Source organism: Bradyrhizobium sp. LB8.2 (genome assembly GCF_040548035.1).
Taxonomy (GTDB): Bacteria; Pseudomonadota; Alphaproteobacteria; order Rhizobiales; family Xanthobacteraceae; genus Bradyrhizobium.
On record NZ_JBEPQV010000043.1, the window covers coordinates 1 to 15713 of the forward strand.

10 protein-coding genes are annotated in these 15713 nt (G+C 66.4%); 6 read left to right on the plus strand and 4 right to left on the minus strand.

Going from position 1 to position 15713, the window contains the following annotated elements:
- Positions 1-136 precede the first annotated feature (136 nt).
- Positions 137-1810, minus strand: coding sequence for a caspase family protein (locus ABIB06_RS34810; RefSeq protein ID WP_354052823.1), 1674 nt, complete (start codon positions 1808-1810; stop codon positions 137-139).
- A gap of 203 nt (positions 1811-2013) precedes the next feature.
- On the opposite strand from ABIB06_RS34810, the gene ABIB06_RS34815 reads away from it, so the two are divergent.
- The gene (locus ABIB06_RS34815; RefSeq protein ID WP_354052824.1) at positions 2014-2457 is read left to right on the plus strand and encodes an RbsD/FucU family protein; all 444 of its coding nucleotides are present in this window, start codon (positions 2014-2016) and stop codon (positions 2455-2457) included.
- A 98-nt stretch (positions 2458-2555) separates the two neighbouring features.
- Entirely contained in the window at positions 2556-2915 is a 360-nt protein-coding gene (locus ABIB06_RS34820; protein WP_247352190.1) for a hypothetical protein, read from the plus strand.
- Between the two features lie 198 nt (positions 2916-3113).
- Here the strand turns inward: ABIB06_RS34820 and ABIB06_RS34825 are convergent, their stop codons facing one another.
- The gene (locus ABIB06_RS34825) at positions 3114-4493 is read right to left on the minus strand and encodes a hypothetical protein (RefSeq protein WP_354052825.1); all 1380 of its coding nucleotides are present in this window, start codon (positions 4491-4493) and stop codon (positions 3114-3116) included.
- Between the two features lie 75 nt (positions 4494-4568).
- Here ABIB06_RS34825 and ABIB06_RS34830 point away from each other — a divergent pair, with 75 nt between their 5' ends.
- Positions 4569-5765, plus strand: coding sequence for an MFS transporter (locus ABIB06_RS34830; RefSeq protein ID WP_354052827.1), 1197 nt, complete (start codon positions 4569-4571; stop codon positions 5763-5765).
- On the opposite strand, the gene dgcA is transcribed toward ABIB06_RS34830, so the two are convergent.
- The gene (gene dgcA, locus ABIB06_RS34835) at positions 5735-6730 is read right to left on the minus strand and encodes an N-acetyl-D-Glu racemase DgcA (RefSeq protein WP_354052829.1); all 996 of its coding nucleotides are present in this window, start codon (positions 6728-6730) and stop codon (positions 5735-5737) included. The genes ABIB06_RS34830 and dgcA overlap by 31 nt on opposite strands.
- A gap of 143 nt (positions 6731-6873) precedes the next feature.
- On the opposite strand from dgcA, the gene ABIB06_RS34840 reads away from it, so the two are divergent.
- The 3 genes from ABIB06_RS34840 to ABIB06_RS34850 are packed head-to-tail and all read left to right on the plus strand — an operon-like array spanning position 6874 to position 9687.
- The gene (locus ABIB06_RS34840) at positions 6874-8007 is read left to right on the plus strand and encodes an MlaE family ABC transporter permease (protein ID WP_354052830.1); all 1134 of its coding nucleotides are present in this window, start codon (positions 6874-6876) and stop codon (positions 8005-8007) included.
- A gap of 2 nt (positions 8008-8009) precedes the next feature.
- Positions 8010-8792: an ABC transporter ATP-binding protein gene (locus tag ABIB06_RS34845; protein ID WP_247446368.1), complete on the plus strand. Its 783-nt coding sequence runs from the start codon at positions 8010-8012 to the stop codon at positions 8790-8792.
- A 16-nt stretch (positions 8793-8808) separates the two neighbouring features.
- Positions 8809-9687, plus strand: coding sequence for an MlaD family protein (locus tag ABIB06_RS34850; protein WP_354052832.1), 879 nt, complete (start codon positions 8809-8811; stop codon positions 9685-9687).
- Between the two features lie 171 nt (positions 9688-9858).
- On the opposite strand, the gene ABIB06_RS34855 is transcribed toward ABIB06_RS34850, so the two are convergent.
- Positions 9859-15570: an apolipoprotein A-IV repeat region-like domain-containing protein gene (locus ABIB06_RS34855; protein ID WP_354070068.1), complete on the minus strand. Its 5712-nt coding sequence runs from the start codon at positions 15568-15570 to the stop codon at positions 9859-9861.
- Positions 15571-15713: the final 143 nt, after the last annotated feature.

The window sequence follows — 15713 nt, forward strand, 5'->3', positions numbered from 1 at the left end:
GTAATCCATCCCAGACATCGCTCGCTCCCGCGAATCATCACTCAACTCACGGAATCAGCAATCAAATTCCTCCGCAATATGTGTGAATTCGACAGCCCGCAAGCGGGGGAGGGAGCGCACCTTCTTCTCCGCGCGATCAGTGCATGAAGCTCCGGCGATTGTTGCCGCCACCGTTGTTGCCCTGGCTCTGGTTCATCGACTGGCGAAAATTGTTGCTGCCGCCATTGCCGATCCGGTTGGTGGTGTTGAACTGCGGGCGGGTGTTGTTCTGCACCTGCACCTTGTTCACCCGATTGTTGTTGATCTTCGCGCCGTTGTTGATGCGGATCGGATTGTTCTGCGTCTGAACGATGACCGGCTTCGCATCGGCGGTGCCGGAATTGCCGCGGCCATTCTGCGTATTGTTGGTCGCAGGCAGCGTCACGATCTTGCCGATGCCGCCATTGCTGGTCGTGGTGTTGGTCGGCGCCGGCAGGGTTGCGATCTGACCGCCATTGCCGAGCTTGCCGATGCCGTTGTTGTCGCCCGGCTTCTGCACGATCGGCAGATTGCCGTTCACTTGCGCGCCGCCATTACTCTGCTGCAGCGGCATGTATTTGGGCTGGCCGAGATTGCCGATCTTGAAGGTCGGGTTGATGTTCTGCGGCGCCAGGAACTTGGTCGCCTGCATCAAGGGGATCTGCTTCGGCTGCAGCTGGAGCTTCAGCGCGACCTGCGCATAGGGCGTGTTGCCGTAGCTGTCGTAGAAGTTCTTGTAGCCGAGCGGCGAGTTCGCGAGCACCGCCTTGTGCCAGGCCTGCGTGAGCAGCAGGTTGGAGAGCAGCCAGCGGACGTGATCGCACAGCGGGTCGTGCGGATACATCGTGATGAACTCCTGATAGTACTCCGGACGGGCTTCGGACACGACGTAGTCATAGGCCTGGCGGGTCGAGCGGCTCGGCAGGTTGGAGGCCATCTGCACCAACGGCGCATTCACCGGCGCGCGGTTGGCGGCAACAGCGGTGTCGCCGAAGAAGGTGAAGTCGGACGTCAGCGACGAGCTCTCCCAGGGGATCTGTGCGCCGCTGGTGGTCTGGTTCACTTCGAGGCGCACGCGCTTGAACAGCTGCTCGATCGGGACGTTGGGCTCGCGCGCGACGTTCAGGAAGGCTTGCGTGTAGGGGCTGTGGCCGCCGATGCCGTCCTGCGCTTCGGCGCCTGGCGCGGTCGAGTAGCCGACGATCGAGCCGTTCGGGGCATCGACGATGGCCAAGCCGCGGCCGGCGTCGTTGACGTTGGGGAAGGGGTTGTTGCGGCAGGCGTCGAGGATGACGATGCGCATGCGGCTCGGGATCGTCTCCAGCGTCGACATCACGTCGACCAGACGCACCGAATTATTGACCAGCTCGGTCTGACTCGAGACCTTGGCATCGACGGGAACGAGGTAATTCTCGCCGGCGAGCTGCACGCCGTGACCGGCATAATAGACCATCGCCACCGTGTTCGGGCCGCGCGCGGATACTTTTGCCGAAAAGTCCTGCACCACGCGGAGCATGTCGTTCTGGGTCAGGTCGGTCGCGGCGACCACCTCGAAGCCGGCCGAGTTCAGGAACTTCGCCATCGAATCCGCATCATTGTCGGGGTTGGCGAGCTGCGGCGCGTTCTGGTAGTTCGAATTGCCGATCACCAGCGCGACCCGCTGCTCAGGGCCTAGCAGCGCGGTGGGAGCCGGCTCGACCGGGGCGACTTGCGCGGAAACAGGGCCACAGGCGAAGCCGAACAGGCTTCCCAGCAGGCCCGCAGTCATCAGGAAAGGCTTTAGGCGGAACATGGCGTGCTCCTCTGGCACTGATCTCGATACGAGATTGGTTGCGAAAAAGCTTGGCCGCGTTCGAGCCTTTGGTCCGTGATCGCTATCACCGTGGTGGCCTACGTGATCTGGATCACGCTTGGAACCTGCTAGGGTGAGCGGCCGGTGTCCGGCCGGGCCGGGGCTCGCCCGCCATGACATGCTTTTCAAGGAAATGCCGTCACATGTTGAAATCGATTGATCCGATCCTCACGCCCGACCTGCTCTGGCTACTCGCCGCCATGGGCCACGGCGACGACCTCGTTTTCGTCGATGCCAATCACCCGGCAATACGCATCGCGCAGAGCACGGCGTCGCAGCGCCTGATCCAGTTGCCGGGCATGACCATGGAGACCGCGATCCGCGCCATCATGTCGGTCTACCCGCTCGACGATTTCGATCCCGATCCGGTGCGCGTGATGATGCCGGTCGACGATCCCGACCGCGTCCCCGACGTGCAGCGCGCGGTGCTGGCCGAGATCGAACGGGCCGCCGGCCGCCCCGTGACGCCCGGAAAACTCGCGCGGCCGGATTTTTACCGGGCAGCGGCAGCGAGCTTTGGCGTCGTGCAGGTCGGCGACAGCAGGGGTTACGGATGCTTCCTGATCAGGAAGGGTGTGATCAGCTAGGGGGAGTCTCGGACCATCCGATTGGTGCGCGATCGTGCAAATAGCTTGGCACTCGAATTTGAATGGCGTTCCCGGACTCGACCGTCTATCGTCAATCCATGTCGCGCCTTATGTGTCTGTCTGTTGCTGTCATCCTGTCGCTGCTGCCGGCCGTCGCGCCCGCTGCGTCAATTCAAAAGCGTCCCAAGCAAGCCTGGCATGGCTACGGCTTCCTGCCGGGCTATCGCCAGCCGCTCAGCAACAGCGTTCCGCTCTACAAGCAGAAGGAAGCGATGCGGCGGATGTCGCGCAGCGACCGGCGCCATTGGTACATCGATCCGGTCCCCCAATATTACGGCTGGGACGGCGAGTGGCGCTATTTCGGCCGGCCCGGCTTTGGCGGCGGCCGCTACAATGGCGGCAGTTTTGGGCCGTGCTGGACGCGGACACCGATCGGCGCGGTGTGGAATTGCGGGTGATCGGCTGAGCTAATCTCGCGCGGCCGCCGCTCGTTCTCGTGCCCCGGACGCAGCGCAGCGCTGCTTTAGCGGTGCGCTGCAGAGCCGGGGCCCATCCATCCGCGCCATACTGTGTCGCCTCCTGGGTCCCGGTTCTGCGCCGCAACGCTCGCGCGTTGCAGCTTGTCCGGGACACGAGACGGAGCATGCCGCGTCCCCTTACGAGAAGAACGCGATCTTCTCGGCCTGGGTCATGCGGCGGATCGGCGCCATGGGATCGTTTGCGGCGGCGCGGGGCTTTTGCAGGATGCCGCTGGCGAGGATGGTGGCGCCGAGTGAGGCTTCCGGGACCGGCGAGGGCATCGGCAGCGTCGTGCTCGGCGCTGCGCCGAATGTCGCGGTGGCTGCCATGGCCGACGCCGGCTGCTCCATCACTTCGGCGGCGGCTTCCGCAATGGCGTTGGTGAGGCGCGCAAGCGATTCCATCGCGATCGGCGCTTCCTCTACGGGCTCCTCCACGACCGGCGCGGCGGCGGGCTCAAGCGCGATCGGCCCCGGCATCTCGGCTGCAATGGGCGCTGCGGCCTCCGCAACCACCGGCTCCGGAATGGCCGCTTCCATCTCGACCGGCTCGATGATCTCGTCGAACTCCGGATCGGGCGCGGCCATCTCCAGCGCGATGGCCTCGAGTATGGCGTCGTCCTCGGCTTCCGCGGCGGCGTCGAGCGAAAATTCGTCCGTCACCTCGGCGAAGGCGGCGGGCTCAGCGGCCGGCTCTTCAAAAGCGGCGGCTTCAGGCGCGGTCTGGCTCTCGGCGACGATCTCCGGCTCCAAGGCGGCGTCCATCGCCTGCTCGGCAACGGAGAAGGCCTCAGCGACGCCGGCCGCTTCCACGGCTGCTTCGGCCTCGATCGCTGCTATGTCCTGCGGCGCCTCCGCAAAAGCCACGGCTGCTTCGCTGGCCATTGCGGCAGGCGCGACCTCCGCAAGCGGAGCTTCCGCCACGGACGACGGCGCGTCTTGCACCGGGGCCGGCGAGGGGTGCGCAGCCTGCGGCGTTGCGTCGCCGTCGATCTGGTCGATCCGGTCCTTGAGCAGATCGAATGCGGCCTTGAGGTCGGTACGGGGGTCGATGGTCGAAACTTGCGCGCAGGCCGCCTCGATGGAGGCGAGCTGCGAATCAATCAGGTCGCAGATTCGCCCGTCGGCGCCGATCTCGCGCCAGCGCCAGGAGATCTCCTTGATGATGCGGAGGCCGCGCGGGATCGGCGCGAGGCTCGCCTCGAACGCCGCGGGATCGAAGGCTGCGATTGCGATCGTCTCGGCTTCGCGGATCGCTTGCCGGATTGCGACCAGCGCCTCGGGCAGGCCGTCCTCGACCACGGGTTGGCGCTGTGTCGCAAGGGTTTCTTCGATTTTCGCGACCGCGTCGAGCACCATGCGGGTGTCCGCATTGCGGTTGCGCTTGGCGTATTCACCGAGGAACCAGCGGCCGCGCGCGGTCTCCATGAAGGCTTCGCGGATCGCGTCGTAATCCTGCTCGTTCGGCTCGGCCGCGCGGGCAGACATAGGCGAGAGGGCGAATGCTTCGTTGGCCATGTCAATCTCGTCGCGCAAATCACGGCGCGTTACAGTAACGATCACCACGATATCGACCGAATCGCAATTGGTTTGATGGCACCCGAATCACAAATCCCCATCGCGGTATCTCAGAAGCGGCGATTCGCCGTGAGCCTCGCCGTGTTCTACTCGGCCGTGTTCGCGGTGTCGGGTACGCATCTGCCGTTCTTTCCGGTTTGGCTGAAGGCGATCGGCATCGACGCGGCCTGGATCGGCCTCATCAACGCGCTGCCGGCGATCACGCGCTTCACCACGCTGCCGCAAATCACGGCCCTTGCCGAAAAGCGACATGCCATTCGCGCCGGCATCATGGTGTCCGTGCTCGCGACGGCGATCGGATTTACAGCCGTCGGCCTGCAGGGGCAGCCGCTGGCGCTGTTCCTGATCTACGCGCTGACCTGCATGATGTGGACGCCGACGACCCCGTTGACCGATGCCTATGCGCTACGTGGCGTCGCCCGCTACGGGTTCGATTACGGGCCGGTGCGGCTGTGGGGCTCGGCAGCCTTCGCCGCCGGCTCGCTCGCCTGCGGCTATCTCGTAGACCACATCGCGGCGCGCGATCTGATCTGGGTCATCGTCGCTTGGGCCGTTGTTGCGGTCGCCGCCAGCGTGCTGCTCCAGCCCCTCGACGATGTCAGGCGAAGGACGACAGCGGCGCACGCCGGCAAGGCGCTGCTGCACGATGCCGGCTTCTGGGCCATCATCGTTTCCGCCGCGCTGATCCAGGGCAGTCACGTCGCCTACTATACGTTCTCGGCCATCAACTGGCAGGCCCAGGGCCTCGGCGGGCTGACGATCGCGGGCCTCTGGACGCTGGGCGTGATCGCCGAGATCATCGTGTTCGCGCTGTCGCCGCGCTTCTCGCTGCACCCGTCCTCGCTCATGGCGATCGGGGGCGCGAGCGCGGTGGTGCGCTGGGTCGTCACCGCGCACGATCCGCCGCTTGCGCTGCTCGCGGTCGTACAGCTCGGCCACGGCCTGACCTTCGGGATGACCATCCTCGGCACCATGAATCTCCTGGTGCAGCGCGTGCCGTCGCATCAGATCGCGCGGGGGCAGGGCTACTACGCCGCGTGCAACGGGCTGCTGGGTGCGACCACCTCGATCGCGTCAGGCGCGATCTACGCCCGCATCGGCGACGGCCTGTATTACGTCATGGCTGCGATGGCCGGCGCCGGTGCACTTCTCATCTGGTCGGCGCGGCACCGGCTGAGAGCTCATCCCCAGAGCGAAGAATCCGGCGGATAGACCAGACTGTCGTCATACCGAAGGCCATGATCGCGGTCGCGCGCCAGCAGCAGCGGGCCGTCGAGATCGACGAAGCGGGCCTGCGGCGTCACCAGCATTGCAGGCGCCATCGACAGCGAGGTTGCGACCATGCAGCCGATCATGATCTCGAAGCCGAGCGCCTGCGCGGCATCGGCCATCGCCAGCGCCTCGGTGAGGCCGCCGGTCTTGTCGAGCTTGATGTTCACGGCGTCGTAGCGCTCACGCAAGGGTGCGAGCGAGTGGCGGTCATGCACGCTCTCGTCGGCGCAGACCGCGAGCGGCCGTTTGATCCGCGCCAGCGCGTCGTCCTTGCCGGCCGGTAGCGGCTGCTCGACCAGGGTGACGCCGGCGGCCTCGCAGGTCGCGAGATTGTGCTCCAGATTGGCCTCGGTCCAGGCCTCGTTGGCGTCCACGATCAGCTCGGATTCGGGGGCCGCCTTGCGCACCGCCGCGATCCGCTCCCCGTCGCCGTCACCGCCGAGCTTGATCTTGAGCAGCGGCCGGTGCGCCGCTTTGGCGGTCGCCGCCGCCATGGCCTCGGGGGTGCCCAGCGAGATCGTGTAGGCCGTGGTGCGCTCGCCCGGCACCGGGCGGTCGAGCAGGCTCCAGGCCCGCAAGCCCGCCGCCTTGGCTTCCAGATCGATCAGGGCGCAATCCAGGGCATTGCGGGCCGCACCGGGCGGCATGGCGGCTTGCAGGGTCCGCCGGGTGAGTCCGCTCGCCACGGCCTCCTGCATGGCCTGGATGGCGGCAAGGGTCACCTCGGGCGTCTCGCCGTAGCGGGGATAGGGCACGCATTCGCCGCGGCCGATCAGGCCGTCCCGGCTAACCTCGGCCACGACGGTTACGGCCTCGCTCTTGGCGCCCCGGCTGATCGTAAAACTGCCGGCGATGGGAAAGCGCTCGATTCGCGCGACGAGGGCCGGAACTTTGCTGGAAGTCATTTTGAACTCTGGCGAAATCTGAACCTGCTAGTTACCTCTAGCAACTAAGGTTAACCGGTCGGGGACACCTTCTCTGGGTAAGGGCGCGTGCGCAACCATCTGATTTCATCCGTTTCCAGCGCCCCGGCACGGGAGCGGACATCTTGAGCGGCGATCCGAAGCTGGAACGGATTGCGAAAGGCAACGCGCTGGCACTCTGCGCCACCGGAACCTGGACCGCGAGCTTCGCGCCGGTCCTGGAGCGGATGGTGGCTGACGCCGAGAAGCTCGCGGGCGGTTCGCAAAGCGTCTTCATCGACGTTTCCGAGGTGGCCAAGCTGGACACGTTCGGCGCTTGGCTGATCGAACGGCTGCGCCGCAGCCTGACCCAAGGCGCGGTCGAGGCGCAGATCGCGGGGCTGTCCGCCAATTATTCGAGCCTCGTGGACGAGGTGCGGCGGGTCAGGGCGACGCCCGTGATCGACACCAATGCCGTCACCATCACCGGCATGCTGGAGCAGATCGGCCGGGCCGTGGCTGGCGTTGGCGGCACCGTGGCAGGCCTGATCGACATGCTCGGCGCGGTGCTCGCGGCGGGCGCGCGCACCCTGATTCACCCGCGCTCGTTCCGCCTGACCTCGACCGTGCATCATCTCGAGCAGGTCTGCTGGCGCGCGGTGCCGATCGTGGTGCTGATCACCTTCCTGATCGGCTGCATCATCGCCCAGCAGGGCATCTTCCATTTCCGCAGGTTCGGCGCCGACATCTTCGTCGTCGACATGCTCGGCGTGCTGGTGCTGCGCGAGATCGGCGTGCTCCTGGTCGCGATCATGGTCGCGGGCCGCTCGGGCAGCGCCTACACCGCCGAGCTCGGCTCGATGAAGATGCGCGAGGAGATCGACGCATTGCGCACCATGGGGTTCGACCCGATCGAGGTGCTGGTGCTGCCGCGCATGCTGGCGCTGGTGCTGGCGCTGCCGATCCTGGCGTTCCTCGGCGCCATGGCCGCGCTCTATGGCGGCGGTCTCGTCGTCTGGCTCTATGGCGGCGTCGATCCCGAAGCGTTTTTGCTGCGCCTGCGCGACGCCATCTCGATCGACCATTTCATCGTCGGCATCGTGAAAGCACCTGTGATGGCTGCCGTGATCGGCATCGTCGCCTGTGTCGAAGGGCTCGCCGTGCAGGGCAGCGCGGAATCGCTCGGACAGCACACGACGGCGTCCGTGGTGAAGGGCATCTTCTTCGTCATCGTCATGGACGGCGTGTTCGCCATCTTCTTCGCCTCGATCGGGATGTGACGATGGCGCAGGAAGTTCGAAACGGAATTCAAAACCCGATCATCCGCGTCCGCGATATCACCGTGCAGTTCGGCGCGACGCGGGTGCTCGACGGCCTCGACCTCGACGTCAAGCGCGGCGAGATCCTTGGCTTCGTCGGGCCCTCGGGTGCCGGCAAATCGGTGCTGACGCGCACCATCATCGGCCTCGTGCCGAAGGTCGCAGGCAGCATCGAGGTGTTCGGCGTCGATCTGGATGCCTCCAATACGTCGCAGCGTCGCAACGTGGAGCGGCGCTGGGGCGTGCTGTTCCAGCAGGGCGCGCTGTTCTCCTCGCTGACGGTGCGGCAGAACATCCAGTTTCCGATGCGCGAATATCTGCGCGTTTCGCAGCGGCTGATGGACGAGATCACCATCGCCAAGCTCACCATGGTGGGTCTCAAGCCCGAAGTCGCCGATCGCTTTCCCTCCGAATTGTCGGGCGGCATGATCAAGCGCGTGGCGCTTGCGCGCGCGCTGTCGCTCGATCCGGATCTGGTGTTTCTGGACGAGCCGACCTCAGGCCTGGACCCGATCGGCGCCGGCGACTTCGACGAACTGGTGAGGACCCTCCAGCGCACTTTGGGGCTGACTGTTTTCATGGTAACCCACGATCTCGATAGCCTTTACACAGCATGTGACCGCATCGCCGTTTTAGGGAACGGTAAGATCATTGCGGCAGGGTCGATCGCCGACATGCAGGCCTCGCAGCATCCCTGGCTGAGGCAATATTTCCATGGCAAGCGCGCTCGCGCGGTGATGGGCTGAGGTGCCGGAGTAGCTGATGGAAACGCGTGCAAATTACGTCCTGATCGGATCGTTCACGCTGGCGGTGATCGCCGCTGCGATCGGCTTCGTGTTGTGGTTTCAGTCGTTGCACACCACCAAGCAGCGCAGCCCCCTGCGCGTCGTGTTCGAAGGCCCGGCGGCGGGCCTGCGCAACGGCGGCAGCGTCAATTTCAACGGTATCCGAGTGGGTGAGGTGGTCTCGGTCAAGCTCGACAACCCGCGGCGGGTTGTCGCACTCGCCATGGTCGAGAACAACGCCCCGATCCGCAAGGACACCCTGGTCGGCCTCGAATTCCAGGGCCTGACCGGCGTCGCCGCGATCTCGCTCAAGGGCGGCGAGGAGGCGGCACCTCCGCCACCGCTCGACGAGGACGGCATCCCGTCGCTGACGGCGGATCCCAACAAGCTCCAGGACGTCACCGAGGCGATCCGCGGCACGCTCCAGAACATCAACAAGATCGTCGCCGACAATCAGGAATCGGTGAAGAACTCGCTGAAGAATCTCGAGACCTTCACCAACTCGCTCGCCCGCAACTCCGAGAAGATCGATGGCGTGATGGCCAAGGTCGACGGCGTCATGCTCAAGGCCGACAGCCTCATGCTCGGCCTCAACACGCTCGCCGGCGGCAAGGACGGCGGTGAGCTGTTCCTGGCGGTGAAGTCGATCCGCGAACTGGCCGACGATTTCGACAAGCGCTCCGGCGCGTTGATGACCGACGGCCGCCGTACCCTGGGCGACATCAGCCGCGCCGTGAACAATTTCGACCGCAACCCGACCCGCGTGCTGTTCGGCGCCAGCAACAGCGCACCGGCCGCCGCGCCGCCGCCGCCGGAGCCGCTAAAGCCCGCGACGCCGGAGCGCAGGCGGCAATAGGGCTCGGCTTGGTCGTAGCGCTGGGTCTCGTGTCCCGGACGCGCTGCAGCGTGTAACGCTGCTGCGCAGAGCCGGGACCCATCCCAATCATTGCACCGGCATAACTTCAAACAAAACGGAGCCCGCGACGGCTCCGTTTTTCATTCGCTGTTCGCTATCGCTGCGAGCCGCTCACCCCAGCCGTCCCGCGCTGTGCGCGAGCAGGGTGTAGACCAGACCCGTCTCCGAGGTCAGGTGGTTGCGCAGCTCCTGCGGGCCGCGGCCGTCGCGGGCGACTTCGTCGAGCAGGCGTTCGAACTCGGCGACGTAGCGGTCGACCGTGCCCTTGAAGTTGCGATCGGAGCGGTACTTGCGGGCGACCTCGTCAAAAGCCTTCTGGCCGGCGGGCGTGTAGAGGCGCTTGGTGAAGGCCTTGTTCTCGCCGCGCTGGTAGCGGTCCCACATCTCGGCAGCGAGGTTGCGGTCCATCAGCCGGCCGATGTCGAGCGACAACGATTCCAGCGGATTGCCGCCACCTTGCGGCGCCTGAGGCTGCGGAGCCGGTGCGGCGGCTTGGCGGCCGCGCTGGGCTTCACGTCCGGTCGGCGCACCCTGGTTGGCGTCCGTGCGGCTCAACAGGTCCGACAGCCAGCCGTCGCGGCCCTGGTCGTTGCCGGCCGGCGCGACCGGCGGGGCTTCGGTACGGCGCGAGGAGGCCGGCATGCCGAGGTCCGGCGGCGGCAGCGTGGAGGCGCTGCCGGTGTCGCGCATGCGGGTCTCTGTGCTGCGGCCGCCCGCGGTCGCCAGCATCGGCTCCTCCTGGCGCTGCACGCTGGCGCGGCCCGTCGTGGAGACATCGAGGCCGCGGCCATGCTGGGCCACGATGCGGTTGAGCTCGGCGAGGGCCTCGATCTGGTCGACGATCACCTTGCGCATCTGCGCAGTGCTCTCGGCGGCCTCCTGCGGCATCTCGAGCACGCCGCGGCGCAGCTCGTTGCGGGTGGCTTCGAGCTCGTTGTGCATCTCGAACGCCATCTGCTTCATGCTGGAGACGAGGTTGGTGAACTTCTCGGTCGATTGCTTGAACATCGTATCCGCCTCGTCGGTGGTCTGGCGGTAGATGTCGTGCATGGCCTCGACTGTCTGCCGGTGCTCCTCTTCGGAGGCCGACCGTACCGCCTCGAACTGGCGGGTGATCGCGGCGGAACCGGCGCCGGCCGTCTCGGCCACGACACGGGCGATGTCGCGAGCGCGCTCTTCGGCGGCCGCCAGCGATTCATCGAGCAGGCCGGTGAAGCGCGACAGACGCTGGTCGAGATCGGCCGTGCGCAGGTCGATCGTGGTGACGAGCGATTCCAGCGCCAGCTTGCGTTCGGCGAGCGAGGCGGTGGTGTTCTTGTTGCTCTGCTCCACGACCTGCGCGGCCTCGACGAGTGCCTTGCCGTGCGCGTCAAACTGGGTCGACAGCTCGCCGAGATCCTGGAGCGCCCGCGTGGTCTTGCTGTTGAAGACGTTGAGCTGGTCTTCCAGGTTCTGCGTCGCAGCGCCGTTGCGCGAGGTGACGTCGTTCATCGCCGAGACGAAGTCGGCGACGCGCGTCACCAGCGCCCGCTCGAGCGAGTTGAGGTTGTCGTGCGCACCGGTCAGCACCTCCTGGAGCAGGATGTTGCCTTCGCGCAGTCGCTCGAACAGGGCGACCGTGTCGGTGCGCAGGATCTTGCTGGTCTCCTGCATCTCGGTGACGGCCGCGATCGAGACCTGGCGCGACTGGTCGATCGCCACGCGCGAGGCCAGCTCGAGGTCCTTGAGCGACTTGTTGACGGCACCTGTCGCCATCTCGCTCGCCGAGTTGATGGTCCGTGCCACTTCGGAGCCGTTGCCCATCATCGTCTGCGAGAACGCGTGGCCGCGCGTCTCGATCGACTTCAGCGCGTCGGACGTGACACGGTCGATGTCGAGCGTGAGCTGGCTGGTCTTCGAGCCGATCGCGTCCACGAGCGAGCCGCGCTTGGCATCGATCATGTTGGCAAGACGGTCGGACTGCTGCTGCACGTAGGTGACGATCTCGTCGGTCTTGCCGGTCATGGCCTGGCCGAAGCTGCTGCTGGCGGCGAGCACCGAGCGCTCGACGTCCGCCGAGCTCGACTTGACCCGCGAACTCGCCTCGTTGGAGGCGTTGATCAGCGCGTTCTGGGCGTTGAGCGCGCTGGTCTGGATGTCGTTGGTCGCGTTCGCGGTGGCCGTGCTCAGCGTGCGCTCGATCTCGGTCGAGATCGTGCGGATCTGGCTTGCGGCGTCCGCCGACGTCGTGGTCAGCGAGGTCTGCGCCTCGCGTGCGCTGTTGAGGATGGTCGAGGCGGTGTCGGCGCCGACCGAGGTCAGCGTGCGCTCGATGTCCGTGGTCAGCGACTTGATCTGGCTCGCTGCATCCGTCGAGGCGGAGATCAGCGTGCCCTGGGCCTCGCGTACGCCGCTGGTGAGCGCCTCGATGGTGGCGCCGCCGGCGGTCGCCAGCGCGCGCTGCATCTCGGCCGCCAGCGAACGGACCTGGCCGGTCTGTTCGGCGGAGACTGCCAGCAGGGTGCTCTGGGCGTCGCGGGCGCTGGTCGTGATCGTCTCGGCGGTCGACTGGCCGACCTGCGAGAGCGACCGATGCACTTCGGCCGCCAGCGACTTGACCTGGCTCGCCGCATCCGAGGACGCGTTGACGAGCGTGCTCTGGGCTTCGCTGGCGCCGGTCATGATGGTCTCGGCCGTCGCGGTGCCGGCCATCGAGAGCGAGCGCTGCACGTCCGAGGACAGCGCTTTGATCTGGTTGGCGGTCTCGCTCGAGGCCGCGATCAGCGTGCTCTGCGCATCGCGGGCGCCGGCGGTGATCGATTCCGCCGTGGAGGAGCCGGCCATCGACAGCGAGCGCTGCACGTCGGCGGTGAGGGTCTTGACGTGGTTGGCCGCGTCCGAGGACGCCGTGACCAGCGTCGTCTGCACCTCGCGGGCACCGGCCAGGATCGAGGCTGCGGTCGCCGAGCCCGCCGACGACAGCGTGCGTTCCACGTCGGCCGCGAGCCCCTTGATCTGGTTGGAGGCCTCGCCGGATGCGGCGACCAGCGTCGACTGTGCTTCGCGGGCGCTGCTCAGGATCGAGTTCGCGGCACCGGTACCGACCGCGGTCAGCGCGCGCTCGACCTCGGCGGAGGTCATCTTGAGCTGAGCGTTGACGTCGGAGGAAACCGTCATCAGCGACTGCTGCGCGGTGCGCGCACCGGTCTGGATGGTCTCGCTGGTGTTGACCACGAGGTTGGTGAGCGAGCGTTCGGCGTCCTCGACATGCGAGCGGATCGCGGTCGAGATCATCTCGGCGCGGGACATCATGTCCTCGCTGGCCTGGCGTCCGCTGCTCTCGATGCGGCCGGCGACTGCCTCGACGCGCGAGCCGAGCAGGTCCTCGAACTGCGCCACGCGCATGTCGATGTCGCTGGCGACCGATCCGACCTTGGTCTCGATGGCCTGGTGGATGTCCTGGAAGCGCGCCGTGACCGTGTCGGTCAGATGCATGCTGCGGCCGTCGATGAGTTCACCGACGCTGGTGATGCGGCGGTCGACCGCCTCGATCGCCTGCGCGGTGCCGTCCGTGAGCGTCGAGGTCAGGAGGGTGAGGCGGGTGTCGATCGACTGCACGGCCTGCGATGCGCCGTTCGTCACCGCGGTGGTCAGGTAGGTGAGGCGGGTGTCGATGGATTCGAGCGCCTGCGAGGCGCCGCCGGTGAGGGTGGTCGTCAGATGCGTCAGCCGCGTATCGATCGTCTGGATGGTCTGCGATGCGCCATCGGTCAGCGAGGTCGCGAGGTAGTTGAGGCGGGTGTCGATCGTCTCGATCGCCTGCGATGCGCCGTCGGTCAGCGACGTCGTGAGGTGGGTGAGGCGGGAGTCGATCGACTGGATCGCCTGCGCGGCACCGTCGGTCAGCGACGAGGAGAGCGTGTTGAGCCGTCCGTCGATGGTCTCGGTGACCGACTTCGCACGGGTATCGAACGACTGTTCGAGCGCGGCGACGCGGCCGACGAGCTGTTCGTCGAAGGTCTTGATGTGACCGTCGATTGCAGAGTCGAGGCCGGAGATCTTGCCGTTCAGCGAGGCATCGAAGTTGGTGACACGCTCGCCGATCGTGGTCTCGAACTGCACCAGGCGCTGGTCGAGGACAGCCGTGATCGCGCCGCCGTTGGAGGTGAAGCGGGTGTCGAAATTGTCGACATAGCTCTTCAGGCTCTCGTGGATGTCCTGGGTGCGCTGGCCCATGCGATCGACGATCTCGCCGCCGAACGTCTTCACGGTGCGGTCGAATTCGGAGATGTGGCGGGTGATCAATGCGCCCAGCGTGCCGGAGTCGCGGGCGAATTTCTCGACCAGCTCGCTGCCCTGGTTCCTCACCAGCTCGTCGAAGGCGCTCATCTGGAGCGACAGCGAGTCGTGCGCGGTCTCGGTCTGGCTGACGACCTTGGCGACCAGCGTGTTGACGGTGGCGTCGAGCGCTTCGCTCGCCTTGTCGCCGGAGGTCATGATGTGGCCGGCGAGGCGGTTGCCGGCGTCGTCGATCTTGGCGGAGAGGTCGTTGGAGCGCAGCTCGAGCTCGAGCAGCAGCGAGTCCGACGAATTCTTCAGGCTGTCGTGCACCTGCTCGGTGCGCTCGGAGATGCCGTCGACGATCGCGGCGGAGCGCTGCTCGAACTCGCCGGTGATGCGGTCGATGCGCTCGTTCAGCATCTCGTGGACGCGGTCGGCGAGGTCGACGAACTCGTCGTGGACGTGGCCGGTTTTGAAATTGAGGCTGGTGGTCAGCCGCTCGCTGGCGTCGAGCACCGCGCGCGTGGTCTCGTTGCTGGCCTCTTCGAGGCGGTCGAGCAGGTCGCCGCCGCGCTCGCCGAGCGCGAGGATCATGTTGTCGCCCGCGTTGCTGAGTGCACCGGTGATGTGGGCACCGCGCTCTTCGAGCGCGCCGGTGATGGACTTGGCGACCTCGTCGACGCGCGAGGCGATCGCGTCCGAGATCAGCGCGATGTCATGGCGCAGATCGATCTGCACGCCGGAGATGGCGCTGCGGACCTGCTCGGCCTGGCCGACCAGATTGTCGCGCTGATGCGCGATGTCCTGGAGCAGGGCGCGGATGCGCACTTCGTTGTCGGAATAGGCGCGTTCGAGCGCCGCGACCTCGTTGGCGACCAGCGTCTCGAGCTCGCCGGCGCGCGCGATCGCGCGCTCGATGCCGTCGCCCATCGCCGCAACCTCGCGGCGGATGGCCTGGCCGACGGTCACCATGGAATCCGAAGCCGAGCCTTCCGGCTCGGAGAAGCGGATCGCAACCTGCGCCATCGCCTGCGCGACCGAGCTCATTTGCTGACCGCGCCAGACGAGGCTCGCCAGGAAGAAGAACAGCATGATCGGCGCGAAGAACATCGTGACGAGGCCGGCAATGGCCAACACGCCGCCGCTCTGGCCCATCGCCGCCTGGATCGAAGGCAGGAAGCCGACCGTCAGCGCGGCGCAGGCCGCGAGCCAGATGACGGTGAAGATTGTCGCGCCGGTGTAGATGTTGCGGGTCGGGCGTCCCGTCTGCAACGTCTGCAAGAGCTGGCCGATGGTCGCACGGTCGTCATTGGCGGCGCGGCGCGAGGAGCGCGGCTCCTCGATCTGGTCGAACATCGCGCGTTCGTTCGCGGCAGGACGCGGGTCGAAGCTCGGTTCGTCGAACATCGGGGGGGTCGGTGGCGCGGCCGGAGGCGACGTTTCGTTACGCATCGAGGCGTTGCGGCTGGTGTCCGCAGCCGTGTCGCTGATGTTCAGGGCTTCCTGGATCGCAGAAAGCGCATCTTCTGTCGGGTCTTTGACCTTTTTCGGAGTGTTTGCCATGTTCAGTCCGAGCCCTCGTTACTTGTACGCGTCCCTCCGCGAGCTCTGCGCGCTACGCAAGCCCACAGTCCGGATCATGCCGCTTGCGCGGATTTCCGAGCCGTCCCCACCCGGACGGCTTGTCCGCCAATTTCCAAAACATC